Below are 17347 nucleotides of genomic sequence, written 5' to 3'. Positions count from 1 at the left end.
TTCCAGACTCAGGACACGCCCGACCACCAATGACGACTGGACAACCGCCCACACAACAGCACCTTAGCGAATCACTGACGGCCATTAAGTAGCCTTGCCCTGAATCCACTACGGCGAGGCATCAATGACCATTTCCACCGATACAACCTTGTTGCATGACCCGCGACGGCAGGCATCGCTGCTTTACTGGCAGGGTTTTTCCGTGCCACAGATTGCCGAAATGCTGCAGGTCAAGCGCCCGACCGTGCAGAGCTGGAAGCAGCGCGACGGCTGGGACGGCATCGCACCGATTTCCCGCGTCGAAAGCAGCCTTGAGGCGCGCCTGATTCAGCTCATCGCCAAGCCGCAAAAGTCAGGCGGCGACTTCAAAGAGATTGACCTGCTCGGGCGGCAGATTGAGCGACTGGCGCGCGTTAATCGCTACAGTCAGACCGGTAACGAGGTCGACCTTAACCCCAATGTCGCCAACCGCAACAAGGGCGAGCGCAAGAAGCCGAAAAAGAACTTTTTCAGCGACGAGGCTATCGGGAAGCTGGAGGAACTATTTTTCGACCAGTCTTTCGAGTACCAGTTGCAGTGGTACCGCGCAGGGCTGGCGCACCGTATTCGCGACATTCTCAAATCCCGCCAGATTGGCGCGACGTTCTATTTCTCCCGCGAGGCGCTACTGCGCGCGCTCAAGACCGGCCACAACCAGATATTTCTGTCGGCCAGTAAAACGCAGGCTTACGTGTTCCGCGAGTACATCATCCAGTTTGCGCGGCTGGTCGACGTCGACCTGACCGGCGACCCGATTGTCATCGGCAACAACGGCGCAAAGCTGATTTTTCTCGGTACCAATTCCAACACCGCGCAGAGCCATAACGGCGACCTGTATGTCGATGAAATATTCTGGATCCCGAACTTTCAGAAGCTGCGCAAAGTCGCGTCGGGCATGGCCTCGCAGAAGCACCTGCGCTCAACCTACTTTTCGACACCTTCCACGCTGGCGCACGGCGCGTACCCCTTCTGGTCTGGCGAGCTGTTCAACAAGGGGCGCAGCCGGATTGCCGACCGCATCGAAATCGACATCAGTCACAGCGCGCTCGCCGGTGGCCAGCTCTGCGACGATGGCCAGTGGCGGCAGATTGTCACCATTGAGGATGCCCTTGCCGGTGGTTGCACCCTGTTCGACCTCGACCAGCTCAAACGCGAAAACAGTGATGATGACTTTAAAAACCTGTTTATGTGCGAGTTTGTCGACGATAAAGCGTCGGTATTCCCGTTCGAGGAGCTGCAGCGCTGCATGGTCGACGTGATGGAAGAATGGGAGGACTTTGCCCCGTTCGCCGACCATCCGTTCGGCTCGCGCCCGGTCTGGATTGGCTACGACCCGTCACACACCGGCGACAGTGCCGGGTGCGTTGTGCTCGCGCCGCCGGTGGTCTCGGGCGGCAAGTTCCGCATGCTAGAGCGCCACCAGTGGAAAGGCATGGACTTTGCCGCGCAGGCGGAGGGCATCCGTAAGCTGACCGAAAAATATAACGTCGAATACATCGGCATTGACGCAACCGGCCTGGGTCTCGGCGTGTTCCAGTTGGTGCGCTCATTCTACCCGGCGGCACGCGGCATCCGTTACACACCTGAGATGAAAACCGCGATGGTGCTTAAGGCAAAAGACACCATTCGCCGTGGCTGTCTGGAGTACGACGCCGGGGCAACTGACGTCACGCAGTCGTTTATGTCCATCCGCAAAACCATGACCAGCAGCGGGCGCAGCGCCACCTACGAGGCCAGCCGCACCGAGGAAGCCAGTCACGCCGATATCGCATGGGCGACCATGCACGCCCTGTTAAACGAACCGCTTTCCGCCGGTAGCGGCATGCAGCCTAAATCTATTCTGGAGTTCAACTAAGATGGGTAAACAAAAATCCCGTAAAGCCGCTGCGCAGAAGGCCAGCAAGCCACAACAACTAACCGCCAGCGCACCGCCAAAAACGACAGCGTTCACCTTCGGTGAGCCAGTGCCGGTGCTCGATAAGCGCGACATTCTGGATTACGTCGAATGCATCAGTAACGGTAAATGGTACGAGCCGCCGGTCAGCTTCTCCGGGCTGGCAAAGAGCCTGCGCTCTGCTGTACATCACAGCTCACCGATTTACGTTAAGCGCAACGTGCTCGCGAGCACCTACATCCCGCACCCGCTGCTGTCCCGTCAGGATTTCAGCCGCTTTGCGCTCGACTATCTGGTATTCGGCAACGCCTTTCTTGAGCAGCGCCACAGCGTCACCGGTCAGTTAATCAAGCTGCTGGCCTCACCGGCCAAATACACCCGGCGCGGGGTCGACGATTCGATTTTCTGGTTTGTGGAAAACTTCACTCTACCGCATGAGTTCGCGCCTGATACCGTGTTTCACCTGTTGGAGCCCGACATTAATCAGGAGATTTACGGCCTGCCCGAATATCTCAGCGCGCTTAATTCCGCCTGGCTGAATGAATCCGCGACGCTGTTCCGCCGCAAGTATTACCAGAACGGCGCGCACGCGGGTTACATCATGTATGTGACTGACCCGGCGCAGAGCGCGACCGACGTCGAATCGCTGCGTGAGGCGATGCGTAACTCGAAAGGGCTCGGCAACTTTAAGAACCTGTTTTTCTATGCCCCCGGCGGAAAACCGGACGGCATCAAAATCGTGCCACTGAGCGAGGTCGCCACAAAGGATGACTTTTTCAACATCAAGAAAGCGAGTGCCGCCGACCTGATGGACGCGCACCGCGTACCGTTCCAGCTCATGGGCGGCAAGCCCGAGAATATCGGTTCACTCGGTGACGTTGAGAAGGTGGCAAAGGTATTTGTGCGTAACGAACTGTCGCCTCTACAGGACAGGTTCAGGGAGGTAAACGACTGGCTCGGTATGGAGGTCATCAGGTTCAAAGAGTACACCCTCGACAACCCGGAATAATCCCCCTCAAGCCGCCAGCATGGCGGCTTTTTCACACCCCGCCACCATCACGCCTCAGACGCGCCACGCGCGCACGACCACACAAGACCACCAACGAACCGACAACAAACACGACAGCGGCATCACGACGCGCTCAGACGATAATTTTTATTATTACGCACCACCGCTGGCGCGCAATGCTTTCCCCGCCACGCCTGCCCGCTTTATGGGTCGGTTTTAATGCAGTTGCATGACCACTCTGGATCCGCGCCAGCTCTGGTGGCGCACGGCCAGAACGGGCAACTCTGACGCATGCAAAACCATGCACCTGTTGCATGCACGGCTAAAAAACGGGGAAATCGCGGGAAAATGGCATAATAAAACCGACTTTAATAGTGCCGGTTGGGGGCGGTCTCTACGGGGCAGGCTAACGCCTCGCAGGGCTCGTTGTTCAACCCCGCCAGCACTGAAAGCGAGTTTCAGCACCGGCGGCGTTTGTCACTATATTGTTTAATTGTCGAGTATCGAATCGACCTCACCCGTTCGCACGTTGACGCGTGCCGCTACGGTCTGTTTGACCACGCCGCCATAGGCATTAGTACCGCGAAACGTTGTTTTTACAACGGCATGCGGGTCTTTATTCAAAATCAGATGGTAGACCGTTGAAACGTGTTTATAAGAGGAATCATCATTCATGCTGGCTTTTATCAGCTTCTCTAACGGGCGATAAGAGCCATCCCAACCGCTAAAATTACCCTGAAATGCGTCAAGGTTGATTTTATTATTCAGAGATTGTGGATCCTTCTCGAAGTCGTTGAAACACCAACCCAACACATCACCGAGCTTTAACGCATCATCTTTAGTAAAAGCGTACTCACTCATACAGGCATAAAAGGCATCAGCAGAGCTGGCCGGTACACCTTTGAAACCCACATAGCCTTTAACGATATCGTGCCGGGTTTCTTTTGACTCGTTGCGATATTCTTTGAGGGTTTTATCTGCGTACTCAAACGTTGGCGTAGCCGGTTCCGCTTTAACCGCCGGTACGTCAGTTTTTGCCACAGGCTGACTTTTTTCAGTCGGCCATAAGATTGAGCCAATAACGCCCAGCGCCAGACAGCCACCAAGGTAAACCGCACTGGAGCGCTTACGGTTCGGCATTCGAACCAGCGACGGCTTGATTAACCCCACGATAAAAGCAATAAAGAGAGCCAGAGATAAAAATGCTATTAAGGTATCCATGATTTTCCTTTGTGTGTAATCCCCATACAAAACAACCCCATGCTATCAAACATGGGGTCGAAGGTTGCACATATTTCAGGGATTAACGCCAGCTCTCATCTTCCCACACTTCCTGAAGGATACTATCCAGCGCTTCGCGGTCTGAATCTTTATCGAACCCCATCAGCTCAACACCGGTCATGGATCCCTTTTTAACAGTAACGCGCGTTGACGGGAAAACAGACTGTATCCTCCTAGTCAATTCGCACTGAAAAGCATCAATTACCGGCTGGCCTATTTTTTGGTCTTTATCCAACGTGATATTTACCTTCACTTTGCTCTCCTTTGCAAAAGTCTCATCGACAGGCGGAGCGGAAAACACAACGGAAAAATTATTGTTTTTCATTAGGTTGCCTTTTGCTATTTCCGCAATCAAATTTAAGGCAATTTCTCGGTCTCGCTCCTGACAAGTACCCTCAGTCGTCAGACGCGCAATCATTTCGACACGTTCAATCATGACGTGCTCTCTCAACTCTCTATCCACACAACCTCCACAACGAGATACTGTATAAACATACAGTAGCACGTATCGACAAATGGTGTGAAGAAAAAAATCGCAAAGAAATACACTGTATGTACATGATATGGATGAACATTGCCGCTTACTCTTTCGTTGCCATTTCTGCTAAAGCCGCAACACGATTGAGGATTTTCCGAGCTTTAGCCTCATACGATGGTGCTGCGGAAAATATTTCTCCTTTGGCCGTTCCGCGTAGCCATTTGCCATCAAAACAACTTTTACCACCGGCCATCAGGTGCAGGGCTTCGCCCCGGCTGATATTAATGCCGGTTGTCAGATGTATCTCGTCGATAGTTTTCGCTATAGCTGCGTTTTGCTCATCCATTCCGTGGATGAATTTTCGCCGTGTTGCTGGCTTTTGCTTCCTGAGCCGGTTGGTCAACTCTCGTCTTTCACGCCGACTCAGTGGTTTTGTTAAATCCAGTATCGGTGGATCGCTTTCGCTTCCCGTACAGTTATTGACAGAACTCCGAGAGGGCGCAGAAGCGCCCTTAACGTCAACGACCAAATCAACGGCACGCTTCGGCACAATTTTCCACTGCGTTAGCCGGGTTAAAATCGGGGTGCCAGCACCGACAGCGGAATCGTACACGCCACGGATGCAGACGGTTTCCTCACCATACTGATTAAACTCGGCGCGCGGCTCATACAGCGTGCGCACCTGCAAATCATCGCGACGGACAAACGGGCCACCCTGCGCATTAATGTAACCAGCCCAATCACCAGCGTCAGCGGCGTCATGGACAGCGGCAAACTCAACGCTCAGACCGTGTGCGGTCTCGGTATCAGCGAGACGACGCAATTCACGGTAGACCGTCACCGGCGCACCGCCGATAAACTGGAATTGACGGATGTGCCAGCGCGCCGCCCATGCTGATACAGCGGGGGCAGTCTCTTTCAGCAGCTCACCGCTTTCGTCATCGGTTTCACCATCAAGAGCATAGCCGTCGATATTTTTCGAAATGTATTTAGCAACATAGCCGGTAGCGCTGCCTTTTTCCGGGTCAATGGCCTCGGCATGAAAGCGTGCTTTTTTGGCTTTATCGCTTCTCAGTTCGTGGCGGTCTTCCTCCCACGCATAATCACGGATGATGAGGCGCACGCGCTCGACGTCTTCCGGCAACATGAACATAAGCATGTGCCAGTGAGGCGTTCCGTCGTGATGAGGTTCGGCAACACGGATGCCGAAAATGCGGATTTCTTCCCGGTGTAGCTTGGCACGAATGCGCGCCCAAAGGCTGGTGAGATAACTCTGCGTGTCCGACGGGCTGGCTCCTTGCCATTTGCTGTTACGGTAGCCAGCTTTGGTGGTGGCGTGATATTTAGACGGTGCGGTCAGGGTGTAAAATTCACCGACATAACCGAGCTCATTACAGATATTTTCAAACCCACGAATGCGGGTCATCAGCTCGCAGCGGCGTATCGCAGGGTTAGCGACCGAACCGTCGTATTTTTCAATCAGACTGATGCGGTTGCCGTCTTCGTCTTCGAGATCCAGCCCCTTTAGAAATTCACGCGTGCGGCGCTTCTGCTCGCGCCAGTCAGTCACGCAATTTTTACTCGCGTAGACATGCTTTTTTTTGCTGACGTTGCCAGCGGCAATGTGCAGGTGTTCGCGCCATGCAGCTGCAATGCGCCGTAAGCGGCCTCGCCACCAAACCTCATTAAACATACGGGTAATAGCAGGTGCGATTTCATCCTCACCAACATATTTCTTTGTCACCCGCTCCCAATGCGGCGGGGTAACGTTGAATTGCAGGGAGATGAAACCGGCTCGCATGTACCAGGTGTACAGCGTTTTGAGCTCGCTAAATCCGGTGTCATCAATGTCAGCCAGTTCAGCACGAATGAAATTAGCGATATCAGCTGCCAGCAGGTCAATATCAGCGCGCGACATATCAGGGAGGCGGTTATATCTGGCGACCATATTAACCATGCGTGACGCCAGATATTGCATAAGCTGGGTATCAAAATGACCACCAAAAACAGCGGTTGATACATTGCTGTTGATACCCGCGCACTCGTATTTTTTTGCGACCAGTTCAAGACGTGGCAATGCCTTTTTGCAGAAGCTGATTAAAAAGGCATTGGCTCGTTGACTGCCCTGATTTTGTTCCAGCACCGCAGCGGTGCGATAAACATCAAAGCGCACGCACTCGGGCTGGAGAGAAAGCACTTTTCTCGCATGCAGCAAAGCCGCAAACATACGGTCGCGGCGATACTGTTGGTCATAGGTAAGATATGGGCTGGCTATTGCTGACCGGGGAGCGTTCCACGGGTAAGCATAGTTAACACTTACCCGCATAGTTCCCCCATTTGCCTACGCTGTATGCTTAGCATCACATAGCCAGGAGCCCACTCACTAAGGTCAGTTACATGAGTCACCAGCACGTAGACAAAAGCGCCGGTAAAACCGACCTTTTGCGGGTCATATTCGCAGGCGCCATACTCGTTTAGGCAAAGTAAATCCCCTGCAGCAAAAGCACGGTCAGCAAGACGAAACTCGGCTTTTTTGGTTCCATTGAGGACAGCCTGAAAAAACTCAGGCCGGATTTTTAATTGATGTGTTTTTCTCATTCCGCCACCTTGATTGAGGAGGCGCACATTTCCCCGATACGCTCAATTTCAGCGGCCATTGCGTCAAGAGTGGTAATTGATGACTGCTGAATATGGTGATGAATCAGCCCAGAAATAAGCTGATTCATCTTCGGGTAATATCCGATAGTGTCGAGCCACTCCTCGCCAGTTTTTTTCCCGGATTGAGCGACTTTCTTTTCATTCGGGATGAATTGATATTGGTCGCTGGTAATTACCCATTTGTCGCCGACTTCGATACGAATACCCATTTACACGCCCTTGTAATGTTTAGATTTGAGTTCTGCGATTTGCTGGCAGGTCACGCAGAAGGCCACGCCCGGAATCGCAATGCGGCGAGCTTCCGGGATTGGTGCGTCGCATTCTTCGCAGAGAAAACGGGAAGGCGTAGCGATACGGCTGCGCGCGTTGCTGATGTGGCGCTCGCGGTCTTCCTGCTCGCGCAGTTGCGCTAAATCCATTGCGTCGGCCATTAGTGCAGCTCCTGTGATTCGTTCTCAAAGCGGGCGGCTTCACGGCGCAGCAGTTCAGCGGCTTCGGTACCGCTCATACTCTCTTTGGTGATATGGATAGCCAGCGCCTCAAGGCGGATGGAAACAGCGAGCGCGCGGTCTTTACGCTCCTCTTTTTTTGCATCGGTCAGCAATACGGCCAGCGCATCACTATCAGTACTAAAACTACGGATTTCGGTATTACGCATAATTAACTCTCCTGATTTCGGGCAATAAGAAGCCCGGCGGGTTTACGCCATTAAATTTCTGTTTGGATTAATTCGGCATGGTTAGCCGTTTGGGAAATAAGCTCACTACTGCACGAAAATGATTCATCGCTGTAATAAGCGCCTTTTTCTCGTCAGTAGTTAGCTCACTTAATTCGAGCTCATGACGAGCCGCCGGTATTTTTGCCAGAAAGAAAATAGCGGCCAGCGCCCGATTATTTTCTTCAAATTGTGGGTCACGTTTATCGCGCATATCATCGACAAAGCGCTCAACCTCTTTCCAGCTATCGCCCCAATATCTCGCGCGTAATTCAGCCACATGATTGAGACCGGCCAGACGTTCACCCGCTTTCAGCGGAACAGTCGCGGAAACAGCTTCGATAGCCATGATTCCCCCTGCTTTTTAGTAGAGAGGCCAGCCAGTAAATCAGCCTGTGAGCGGCTCGGGTGCCAGCGCTTGGCGTCCTTACCTGCGATCCAGCCGTGGCCGTAGTGCATGCCGGGGCTTTGCTTGACGAGCAGAGACGCGAATGATGGTTCACTTTTCAGCATACGCACCTCAAATCAGACCGAATGACGCGCCAATACCGCTCATGGTATCGACCACGCTCGTCATAGCGGGATTGGTCTGCAGACGCGCATGCAGCGCCAGTGCCGACAATGACAACATGCGAATGCCAGCGTTAACGCTTTCAATCATGTTGTGTTTACGGGCAGAGGTAAGACGTTCATCTGATACCGCACCGCTCGCTAGTTCGCCGAGTTCACGCATTGCGCGCATGACATAAGACTGCAATTTGTCTTTAGCCAGCTCATTAACCGGTACGCATGGCAGGCAATGAATCTGCGCCAGAAAACCATCAACGAGGATTGAGTCTTCTGTCAGGTCAGTTAGTAGCCACAATTCAGGCGGCGTAAACTGGTGAGGCTGTTCCGGGTTTAGCTTGTTACGTAACGTTTGAACGTTCATACCCGCACGCTCGGCCAGCTTCGCCATGTTGTGACGCTGCGCAAAAGCCCGGCACGCTTCGTCATAGTGGGGATGTTTGGAAACCTGAAAATCAAACATGTTGCATCCTTCCAATTCACATAAAGTGAATTAAGCGCCGATGACGAGTTGAAAACGGGAATGACCCAACGCCTTACGCAACTGCTCTTCTTTCCAGCGTGCGTAATAAATGCGAATCGGGCCACCTGCTTTCTTGCAGCCTTTACGGATGGTGCGGGGTTCGATTGGTACACAAGGGTTGTCGCCGGTTGTCCAACGGTAGGCGGTGCGCTCAGAAACACCCTCAAGTTCTGCGAATTGCTGCAGAGTAACGATAGGTGCAGGCACTTTGATGATTGCGATTTCAGAAGCCATGTTGCATGATTCCCCTTTTGCTAAAGATTGCAATTAATAGCCTTCTGTTTGCCAACGTTCGCCATTAATTGCCTAGGTTTAGGCTTAACATAACTCCCAAAGTGGAGTTTGTAAATAGGTTAAAGCTACATGAGAATTGAAGGTCTTGGTTTAAACAATGAAGAAGTGCTGGATAGGATTTGCGAGGCTTACGGATTTTCTCAGAAAATTCAATTAGCTAGGCACTTCGAAATTGCATCAAGCTCTCTTGCTAACAGGTATAGTCGCGATTCCATTTCTTATGACTTTATTGTGCATTGCGCCCTAGAAACTGGCGTAAATCTCGCCTGGCTACTCACTGGCAAAGGGTCACCTACAACCGGCAGCGTGAATGCCGACACCCAAAATGTGGAGAAATTCACATTAAGTGAAGAATCTCTGGTTAGTGATGGCGATTTGAGCATTGCTGGCAAGTTTTTTAGCAAGCCGCTTGCGAATCCAATTGCCGTCTACGCTGACGGAAAGCTCCATTTCATCGAGCGAGACGCATCCCTTTCAGATGGAGAATGGCTCGTCGATATTGAAGGTGCTATCAGTATTCGAGAATTAACAAAATTGCCTGGCCGAAAACTACATGTAGCAGGGGGAAAGGTTCCCTTTGAATGCGGATTTGATGACATTAAAGCATTAGGTCGCGTGATGGGTGTATACAGCGAGGTTAACTAATGACCGTTCGTAAAAATCCGGCTGGCGGCTGGATTTGTGAGCTCTACCCAAACGGTGCAAATGGCAAACGTATCAGAAAGAAATTCGCTACTAAAGGCGAGGCACTGGCGTTTGAACAGTACACCGTTCAAAACCCGTGGCAGGAAGAAAAGGAAGACAGGCGCACGTTAAAAGAGCTGGTTGATTCATGGTATAGCGCTCATGGTATTACCCTGAAAGACGGCTTAAAACGCCAGTTAGCCATGCACCATGCTTTTGAGTGTATGGGCGAACCACTCGCACGCGATTTCGATGCGCAGATGTTTTCCCGCTACCGAGAAAAACGGTTAAAAGGTGAGTATGCCCGTTCAAACAGGGTGAAAGAGGTATCGCCTCGCACGCTTAATCTTGAGCTGGCCTACTTCCGGGCGGTATTCAATGAGCTAAACCGCCTCGGAGAATGGAAGGGTGAGAACCCACTGAAAAATATGCGTCCATTCCGCACAGAAGAAATGGAAATGGCCTGGCTAACTCACGACCAAATTTCGCAACTACTCGGAGAGTGCAAAAGGCATGACCACCCTGATTTAGAAACCGTGGTAAGAATCTGTCTCGCCACTGGCGCACGCTGGTCTGAGGCCGAGAGTCTGAGAAAAAGCCAGCTCGCGAAATACAAAATCACATACACCAACACGAAAGGTAGAAAAAATCGCACCGTTCCAATCAGTAAAGAGCTCTACGAGTCTCTGCCTGATGACAAAAAAGGCCGGTTATTTAGTGATTGTTATGGCGCGTTCAGGTCAGCTCTGGAAAGAACCGGCATCGAACTACCGGCAGGACAGCTTACCCACGTTTTGCGCCACACCTTCGCCAGCCACTTTATGATGAATGGTGGCAACATTCTTGTCTTGCAGCGCGTGCTCGGCCATACCGATATCAAAATGACAATGCGATATGCTCACTTTGCACCAGATCATTTAGAAGATGTACTCAGATATAATCCATTCTCTAATAAGGCTCTAAAATGAAATTAAAGAAACTATTAGAATTAGATTTTATGGTTAAATTCAAAGCCACATTGGAAACAGAATTTGAAAAAGAGCTATTCATAGCAAGCCTTCGAAATTATGCCTCTCATGGTAACCCTCTGAGGTTTCACAACTTTGCATATACTATGAGAGAGTTGATTTTACATGTTATAGCTCGAAAAGCTCCTGAAGAAAAAGTTATCGGTGCACCATGGTATGTGCGTATAGATCCTAATAGGAGAGTAACGAGAAAACAGCAGTTAAAATATTGTGCCCAAAAAAACATACCAGATAGTTTTCTAGGCGTTATCAATACTACATTTATTGATGAATCCATATCAGATTTCTTAGCTGAGTTTGTTAACCTTAATAAATACACACATATAACAGAAAAATATTTTAAACCATCCCCCAAACAGTTTTTTGAAAACGCGCGGGATGTAGTTTCCATCGCTCAGCATTGTTTAGATTTGATGGCCGATACTGCTAAGGAAGTAATCTGTATCCTAGAAAATGAAATCGATAGCTCAGTTAGGGATTTGGCGAATGAAAGTTTGCCTGATGAAGTGACTATTTTGGCTCCTCGAGTTTACACTGAGTATGTACAAATTGAAGATGTGTATGCCTCAGATATTGATGATGAATTTATATACATAGGCGTTGACGGTTCAGTATTTGTTACACAAGAATATGGTCCCAAAGATGACCTATGCGAAATTAACACTGATTATCCATTTAGCCTTTCCATGCAGTGCAGCTTACGCAATCCAGCTCAACTAACTATAACTTCGAAAGAAATAGAAGTAGATACTTCGTCTTGGTACGAGTAAGCAAATGGAGTGGCGATAAAGTGGCGGTAGAAATGGCGTATAATGGGTAATCGCTGGCAAACAATGGCAATCTATGTCAATGATAAATAACGCAAACTATTGATTTTAGGTTGTTCTGGTAGGAACTCATAATCGCTTGGTCGCTGGTTCAAGTCCAGCAGGGGCCACCAAATTTAAGTAGTAAATACATACAGTTAGGCCACTCTCGCGAGTGGCCTTTTTGTTTAATCAAAACCCATTGGCAGCAAAATGGCAGCAGGAATTTCATAAAAAAACCCGCCAGCAGCGGGTTAGTACGAAAGTTGTTGCTGCAAACCCTTCGGATGCGGAGGTGCAGAACTGATTTTTTGAGGGCGACAAACAGACCTGACGAACGTTTCATGAGTAACAAAAGTGTGCCCGCATTCAATATTTGTGCACTGGTTATAACGTTCTTTTGTTTGGCGGGAAACTTCAAAGCTGCTGCGTGTATGTGCGGCCTGACCACACAACGGACAATTCATCATTTTAGCCTTTTCCCCACTTTTGCTGTAATCGCAATAATGATACAACATAATTCCATTTTGTGAAGTAATCATTCCATTTCGAGATCGTCAATTTTTACCTCAAATTCAATGCTGGTTGTGAAACCACTGTCAGCGCTGACCGTGTGCGTGAGCGTGGTGATCGTCCATTCAGCTTCATCAATGGGCTGCTTAAAGCCGCTCATCTTCACGGGCATTTCCGTATAGAGATCGGCCCGGCCTTCCGCCAGTTGCAGGGAGAAAGACGCAACACCACGCTGCAAACGCTCCCATTGCATTTTGGCGGCCCGTTCAGCATTGGCCCGGTTAGCATAGGTCCGGTTGAGTACCAGCACGTTTTCATCCGTGCCGACCAGATAATCTCCCTGCTTTGCCTCCGGCTCTTTTGCTGTCGTGGTTTTCTTCCGGCGCTTAACGCTTGTCGTTTCCTTCTTTGTTGGCTCCCGCGTATGCAGCCAACTGGCAATCACGCCCGTATAGGCACCACGATCTGCCAGGCTGAAACGGTGGCTGTCTCCAGCCTTGCGGGTGATAGTGATTACCGGCAATGGCTTTCCGCTGGCAGTTCTGCCCTGCCCCTGGCGGATAAACAGCAGATGCCCGTCTTTTACAGAGGCAATGGCCCCAAACTGCCGCGCCAGCTTCATCAGGAAACTCGCGTCGCTCTCGTTGGTCTGGTCCAGGTGATCCAGAGACTTATCGGTCAGGTCATTGCCCAGGGCCATTGTCAGGTTGTGCCGGGCGGCGATTTCCTTTACCACCTCCCCCACCGTTGTCTGATGCCATGATTTTTCGCGCCGTGTATTGAGGGTTTCACGGAAATCTGCGCTACGCGCCCGGATGGTCAGCCGGTCAGGGGCACCGCTGTGTTCAATTTCATCCACAGTAAAAGCCCCTTTAGGGAAAAGCGGCTGGCCTTTCCAGCCCAGCGCCAGCTGAATCACTGCCCCACGTCGCGGCAGGGCGATCAGCCCGTCGGCGTCGTCCAGCTCCAGATCAAGCTGGTCCGCTTCAAAGCCCCGGTTATCCGTCAGCGTCAGACTCATCAGGCGGGTATCCAGCACGCTCGTCACGTCCTTACCTTCAATGACGATACTGAAAGCCGGGCTTTTACTGTTCAGATTCAGAAGATCAGATTTAACGTTCACTGCAGCAATCCTCCTACCGTGTTCTTAATCCCCCCAATCGCAGAGGCAGCAGAGTCCTGCAGGTTGCTGAGCTGGTCACTCAGGCTCCCGAACATGTCAGACAGCGATTCATCAACCCGTTTGAGGGTGATCGTAAACTCAATGCGCCTAGGCATTCCACTGGCAAAAAACTCCGTCTTTGTCTGGCTCAGACTTTCAATAACAAACATGCCGTAAATGGTTCCGCTGCCTTCAATCAAAGGCCAGGCTTTGCCCTGCTCTGCCATCAACTCCAGCGCCAGTAATGACAGCCTGCCTCCAGTCACTTCCGGCAGCAGAACCCCGGACAGTGTCAGTGAATCATTATCCGGGCCAAGAAACTGCGTTGACGGGCGGCGGTTCACCCGGCTGTTGGCTGCATGTCGCCAGCTACGCTGATACTGCAGCTCCTGATAAGGGACAGTGCGCAACATAAATACATATAAACCCAGCACCATCATCATGATTCATATCCCCCCTGATCGCTGAAATTGCTGCGCGCTTTTGCCCTGGTCTTGCGCTCGCGTTCGTCAAGCTGTCGGGCAACTTCACGGGCAATATCATGTGCACTCTGCCCTGGCTGAGCATAGATAGTGATCGGCGCGTGAGTTTCAAAGTGCATCACTGGCGGCGCGCTGGCAGATTTCGCAGGCTGGCTTTGTTTATATGCCACAGTAGGCAGACTGTAAGGATGTAGTGGAGCAGCCTCTGCAGGCGCTGCCGCTACGCCCATGACACCTGCAACGACGGAAGCCAGCGCGGCAGTGCGCCGCCTGCTGGTCACATTTGCGGGACCGTTCACAATTTCGGGGCCGTTCTCCCCAACGATGCCAAACTGACCACGCGGGATCGTGCCGCCATTGTCATACATTCCGGCAAACGGAACTGCAGCAGTCGCTGCTCCACCAACCACCTGCACCTGTGCTTTGCCTTGCGTTTTATCATTTCCGATCATCCAGTCAGGTAGATAATCGGTGACTGAGGAAAGCTTGCTTTTAAGAGTCTCCCATTTGGCATTAATTCCATTAAGAATACTGTCAATAATGGCGCTGCCCATGTCCTGAAACTTCGCAGGAAGCGCGGAAACATCAGACAGGATCGAATTCCATTTATCACTAATAGATTGTCTGATATTGGCCCACGCTTCAGAAACGCCAGTTTTTATTGCATCCCAATTTTTAGCTATTAATCCCGGCAAGGTATAATTAAAGAACAGTGACTTAATCCCCTCCCATGCGGCGCTGGCCTTCTCTTTAATCCAATCCCATGCCGTACTTGTGGCATTACATACGGCATCCCACATTGCCTTGAATTTTGGCCCAAGCGTGTCCCAGTTCTGCCAGATATAAATAGCACCAGCGGCGATCAGCCCAATGACAGCCAGTATAGGATTTGCAAACATCAATCGGCCCAGCCATATAACTGACTTGCCAACAGAACTGATTGCTTTCCCAATAAGACCAAATGCAGATGAAAATTTTAGCCCCATCACCCCTGCGCTCATTCGCACTACTGCCATCGGCCCTAACACAGACGCCAGCGCCAGTGAAACAACCCCAGCGGCGGTGGCAACAATGGCAAAGCCAGCTGCCAGCTTAAACAGCGCTGAGGTCAATTGTGGGTGTCGTTTAACAAAACCATCCAGACGCGAAGCCAGTTCACCCAACCAGTCAGCCAGCTTCTTTAATGTTGGGGCAACTGTTTCACCGATACTAGCCATAGCATTGGTAAAGGAACCTGTAGCGGCTTCCCATTTATTACCCAGGGTATTCAGGGACGCATCGACGCGTTCCCGCAGTGAAGCCTGATTTTCAAGTTTGGCGGCAGTTTCACGATAGCCATTAATACCTTTTTCAATCATGGTGTTAAGGACTTTCATGACTTCCGCATCATTACCGAACAGATCCTTAATCGTTGCCATCCGGGTTTCATCGTTGAGCTTACTAAGCTTTTCCAGCTGGGCGTACATATTTTCCAGCCCGCCGAATCCACCTTTACCATTGGAAAAATTGAAGTTGATACCGGTGCCTTTCAGATCGTCGTTGACTGACTGAATATTTTTTGAATCCAGCGCTGCCTGGAAAATTTTTCGGTAAGCATTACCTGCAGACTCACCAGCCATCCCGCTCTGATCAGCCATCACCAGCAACGGAGCAAAAGTTTTAGCTGCTTCAATCCCTTTTTGATTAATAATGCTCATGGCGCTGCTGATATTAGAAAATCCCTGCAGCATATTCCCTGAGTCAACACCGGCATAAAAACCCTTCTGGATCAGATCCATCAGGCTCATCATGTCTTTTTCTGAGGTCTGTGTTGCATCCTGCAATTTTGCGGCAAACTCAGCCGCAGCAGTGGGAGCCATCTGCAACTGCACCCCCAGATAAGCCGCCGATTCCCCCAGCCCGCCAAGAATGACCTGTGCTGACATCCCCTGACGACGCAGCATTGTCATCATGTTCTGGAAATCTGCAGTGGTTCCCGGCAGCCTGTCTCCAAGCGCTACCGCCAGCTGGTTAATTTTCTCAAATTCAGGTGCGACCTTTCCGCCCGGCCCCATCATTGAACCGGCGAGCTGATTAGCGGCATTTTCAGATTCAGAATAGGCTTTTACTGGAGCCAACAACGTCATGCCAGTAGCTACCCCAGCCGCCATCTCCCCTGCACCATTACCTGCCAGAGAGTTCCTTAACTCACGGGTCTTTTCAGCCTTGGCTTTGATAGCGTTGAGCTTTCGCTGACGCTCGCCAACCTCGCGCAGCCTGCGCTCCTGCTCTGCCAGCTTCTGGTTATACTTCTCAGTTTCACGGGTAATTCTGGCGGTTTCCCGCGCTCCGCCCCCAGCAGATAACCCCAGCCTGTAAAGCTCCCCCCTGACTGCAGATAGCTGGTTTGTTTCCTGTTTCTGCTTTTGCTCAAGACGTGCAACAGCACGCCACTGAGCTTCAAGCGCCTGAGTTTGTTTTTTTGTTGGGGATTCCAAAGATGACATTTCGCGCGTCATCATCTGCGCGCGCAGTCTCGTCTGATCCAGCTCTGCACCTGTACGGCGCACGCTTTGCGATAGCTGGTCGAAGGATTTTAACTGGCCTCCCGCATCGCTCAGTTGCTTAAGCTGGTCGCGGGTCTGCCGGATTGCCGCTGCCAGCTCTTTTGAGCCAGCCTGGGCATTTTTAAAAGGGCGGGTTAACTTGTCAACCGCCCCCAAAACCACCTGCAGACGCAGGTTATTATCACTCATCGCTGGCCCCGCTTCGCTGAATTGCCTTATGCCGCCATTCCAGCACCTCAGTCAGCGGCATAACGTCAGTGATGGACGGCGACCAGTGAAAGATGGTGGCAATATCTGCCACCAGATCATCAACCGTCAGGTTGTCGGCAAATCGGCAAGCACCGACTTCGGCAACAAAAAAGTCACCACCTCTACAGCCATTGCTGTCAGATCGGCGGGGTCCAGCTCTGCCATTTCCTGCGCGGTCAGCGTCGGAGTGGAGATTCGCGGGATCACAGTCATCATCGCGCCCACGTCCATATCCATAATGGCCTGCAGACGGGTGCCACGCAGTGCGCCGGACTGCGGCTTGCGCAGCACAATTTCGGTAATTTCAGTTTTACCGCGCATGATGGGGGTATCCAGTTTTACGGTCTTTTCAGTCAGCTTGTCGCTCATGTTCGTATCCTGTTAATGAAATACTGGCGCGGCTGCCCGCGCCGTTAAGG

At 51.3% G+C, this 17347-nt stretch carries 23 protein-coding genes; 6 read left to right on the top strand and 17 right to left on the bottom strand.

The features are described 5' to 3' along the window. Positions 1–124: 124 nt before the first annotated feature. From HV302_RS03685 to HV302_RS03675, 3 genes are read left to right on the top strand one after another with little or no spacing between them, the layout of a single operon-like run. Positions 125–1894, top strand: a complete 1770-nt coding sequence (locus tag HV302_RS03685; RefSeq protein ID WP_080073835.1) for a terminase ATPase subunit family protein — start codon at positions 125–127, stop codon at positions 1892–1894. A gap of 1 nt (position 1895) precedes the next feature. Next, the gene (locus HV302_RS03680; RefSeq protein WP_032665715.1) at positions 1896–2942 is read left to right on the top strand and encodes a phage portal protein; all 1047 of its coding nucleotides are present in this window, start codon (positions 1896–1898) and stop codon (positions 2940–2942) included. 19 nt (positions 2943–2961) lie between these two features. After that, complete coding sequence (locus HV302_RS03675; protein WP_181626927.1) at positions 2962–3162, top strand: hypothetical protein; 201 nt, start codon at positions 2962–2964, stop codon at positions 3160–3162. A gap of 269 nt (positions 3163–3431) precedes the next feature. Here the strand turns inward: HV302_RS03675 and HV302_RS03670 are convergent, their stop codons facing one another. The 11 genes from HV302_RS03670 to HV302_RS03620 form a co-directional block, all read right to left on the bottom strand. After that, complete coding sequence (locus tag HV302_RS03670) at positions 3432–4163, bottom strand: hypothetical protein (protein WP_181626926.1); 732 nt, start codon at positions 4161–4163, stop codon at positions 3432–3434. 82 nt (positions 4164–4245) lie between these two features. After that, positions 4246–4686, bottom strand: coding sequence for a DinI family protein (locus HV302_RS03665; RefSeq protein WP_078164368.1), 441 nt, complete (start codon positions 4684–4686; stop codon positions 4246–4248). Positions 4687–4804: 118 nt separating this feature from the next. Continuing rightward, positions 4805–7027, bottom strand: a complete 2223-nt coding sequence (locus tag HV302_RS03660) for a replication endonuclease (protein ID WP_181626925.1) — start codon at positions 7025–7027, stop codon at positions 4805–4807. Further along, positions 7018–7299: a DUF3850 domain-containing protein gene (locus tag HV302_RS03655; protein WP_181626924.1), complete on the bottom strand. Its 282-nt coding sequence runs from the start codon at positions 7297–7299 to the stop codon at positions 7018–7020. The genes HV302_RS03660 and HV302_RS03655 overlap by 10 nt, the downstream gene beginning before the upstream one ends. Next, the gene (locus HV302_RS03650) at positions 7296–7568 is read right to left on the bottom strand and encodes a DUF5405 family protein (protein WP_181626923.1); all 273 of its coding nucleotides are present in this window, start codon (positions 7566–7568) and stop codon (positions 7296–7298) included. The genes HV302_RS03655 and HV302_RS03650 overlap by 4 nt, the downstream gene beginning before the upstream one ends. Then, entirely contained in the window at positions 7569–7790 is a 222-nt protein-coding gene (locus tag HV302_RS03645; protein ID WP_181626922.1) for a TraR/DksA family transcriptional regulator, read from the bottom strand. Next, positions 7790–8017: a DUF2732 domain-containing protein gene (locus HV302_RS03640; RefSeq protein WP_080092354.1), complete on the bottom strand. Its 228-nt coding sequence runs from the start codon at positions 8015–8017 to the stop codon at positions 7790–7792. The genes HV302_RS03645 and HV302_RS03640 overlap by 1 nt, the downstream gene beginning before the upstream one ends. Positions 8018–8084: 67 nt before the next feature. Next, positions 8085–8423 (bottom strand): DUF5347 domain-containing protein, encoded by a 339-nt coding sequence (locus HV302_RS03635; protein WP_000963463.1) that lies wholly within the window; start codon positions 8421–8423, stop codon positions 8085–8087. Further along, positions 8387–8587 (bottom strand): phage filamentation protein Fil family protein, encoded by a 201-nt coding sequence (locus tag HV302_RS03630; RefSeq protein WP_181626921.1) that lies wholly within the window; start codon positions 8585–8587, stop codon positions 8387–8389. The genes HV302_RS03635 and HV302_RS03630 overlap by 37 nt, the downstream gene beginning before the upstream one ends. Positions 8588–8594: 7 nt before the next feature. Further along, positions 8595–9104, bottom strand: coding sequence for a phage regulatory CII family protein (locus tag HV302_RS03625; RefSeq protein WP_181626920.1), 510 nt, complete (start codon positions 9102–9104; stop codon positions 8595–8597). Between the two features lie 30 nt (positions 9105–9134). Continuing rightward, positions 9135–9398, bottom strand: coding sequence for a hypothetical protein (locus HV302_RS03620; RefSeq protein ID WP_001630878.1), 264 nt, complete (start codon positions 9396–9398; stop codon positions 9135–9137). A gap of 129 nt (positions 9399–9527) precedes the next feature. Between HV302_RS03620 and HV302_RS03615 the strand changes: the two genes are divergently transcribed. From HV302_RS03615 to HV302_RS03605, 3 genes are read left to right on the top strand one after another with little or no spacing between them, the layout of a single operon-like run. Beyond that, positions 9528–10103 (top strand): phage repressor protein CI, encoded by a 576-nt coding sequence (locus HV302_RS03615; RefSeq protein ID WP_181626919.1) that lies wholly within the window; start codon positions 9528–9530, stop codon positions 10101–10103. Then, complete coding sequence (locus HV302_RS03610; protein WP_181626918.1) at positions 10103–11110, top strand: phage integrase; 1008 nt, start codon at positions 10103–10105, stop codon at positions 11108–11110. The genes HV302_RS03615 and HV302_RS03610 overlap by 1 nt, the downstream gene beginning before the upstream one ends. Beyond that, the gene (locus HV302_RS03605) at positions 11107–11940 is read left to right on the top strand and encodes a hypothetical protein (protein ID WP_181626917.1); all 834 of its coding nucleotides are present in this window, start codon (positions 11107–11109) and stop codon (positions 11938–11940) included. The genes HV302_RS03610 and HV302_RS03605 overlap by 4 nt, the downstream gene beginning before the upstream one ends. 290 nt (positions 11941–12230) lie before the next feature. On the opposite strand, the gene HV302_RS03600 is transcribed toward HV302_RS03605, so the two are convergent. The 6 genes from HV302_RS03600 to HV302_RS03575 form a co-directional block, all read right to left on the bottom strand. Beyond that, positions 12231–12446 (bottom strand): ogr/Delta-like zinc finger family protein, encoded by a 216-nt coding sequence (locus HV302_RS03600; RefSeq protein ID WP_032681944.1) that lies wholly within the window; start codon positions 12444–12446, stop codon positions 12231–12233. Between the two features lie 68 nt (positions 12447–12514). Beyond that, positions 12515–13612 (bottom strand): phage late control D family protein, encoded by a 1098-nt coding sequence (locus HV302_RS03595; protein WP_101453677.1) that lies wholly within the window; start codon positions 13610–13612, stop codon positions 12515–12517. Continuing rightward, positions 13609–14094 (bottom strand): phage tail protein, encoded by a 486-nt coding sequence (locus HV302_RS03590; protein WP_000980407.1) that lies wholly within the window; start codon positions 14092–14094, stop codon positions 13609–13611. Before HV302_RS03590 ends, HV302_RS03595 begins: the two co-directional genes overlap by 4 nt. After that, entirely contained in the window at positions 14091–16868 is a 2778-nt protein-coding gene (locus HV302_RS03585) for a phage tail tape measure protein (RefSeq protein WP_101453676.1), read from the bottom strand. Before HV302_RS03585 ends, HV302_RS03590 begins: the two co-directional genes overlap by 4 nt. Next, positions 16861–16980 (bottom strand): GpE family phage tail protein, encoded by a 120-nt coding sequence (locus tag HV302_RS03580; protein WP_001397628.1) that lies wholly within the window; start codon positions 16978–16980, stop codon positions 16861–16863. The genes HV302_RS03585 and HV302_RS03580 overlap by 8 nt, the downstream gene beginning before the upstream one ends. A 14-nt stretch (positions 16981–16994) precedes the next feature. Continuing rightward, entirely contained in the window at positions 16995–17297 is a 303-nt protein-coding gene (locus HV302_RS03575; protein ID WP_032233623.1) for a phage tail assembly protein, read from the bottom strand. Between the last annotated feature and the right edge of the window lie 50 nt (positions 17298–17347).

The organism is Citrobacter sp. RHBSTW-00859 (genome assembly GCF_013729795.1).
GTDB classification, from domain to species: Bacteria; Pseudomonadota; Gammaproteobacteria; order Enterobacterales; family Enterobacteriaceae; genus Citrobacter; species Citrobacter braakii.
The sequence above is the reverse complement of the archived record's forward strand: the minus strand, read 5'-3'. Positions and strand labels throughout refer to the sequence as shown.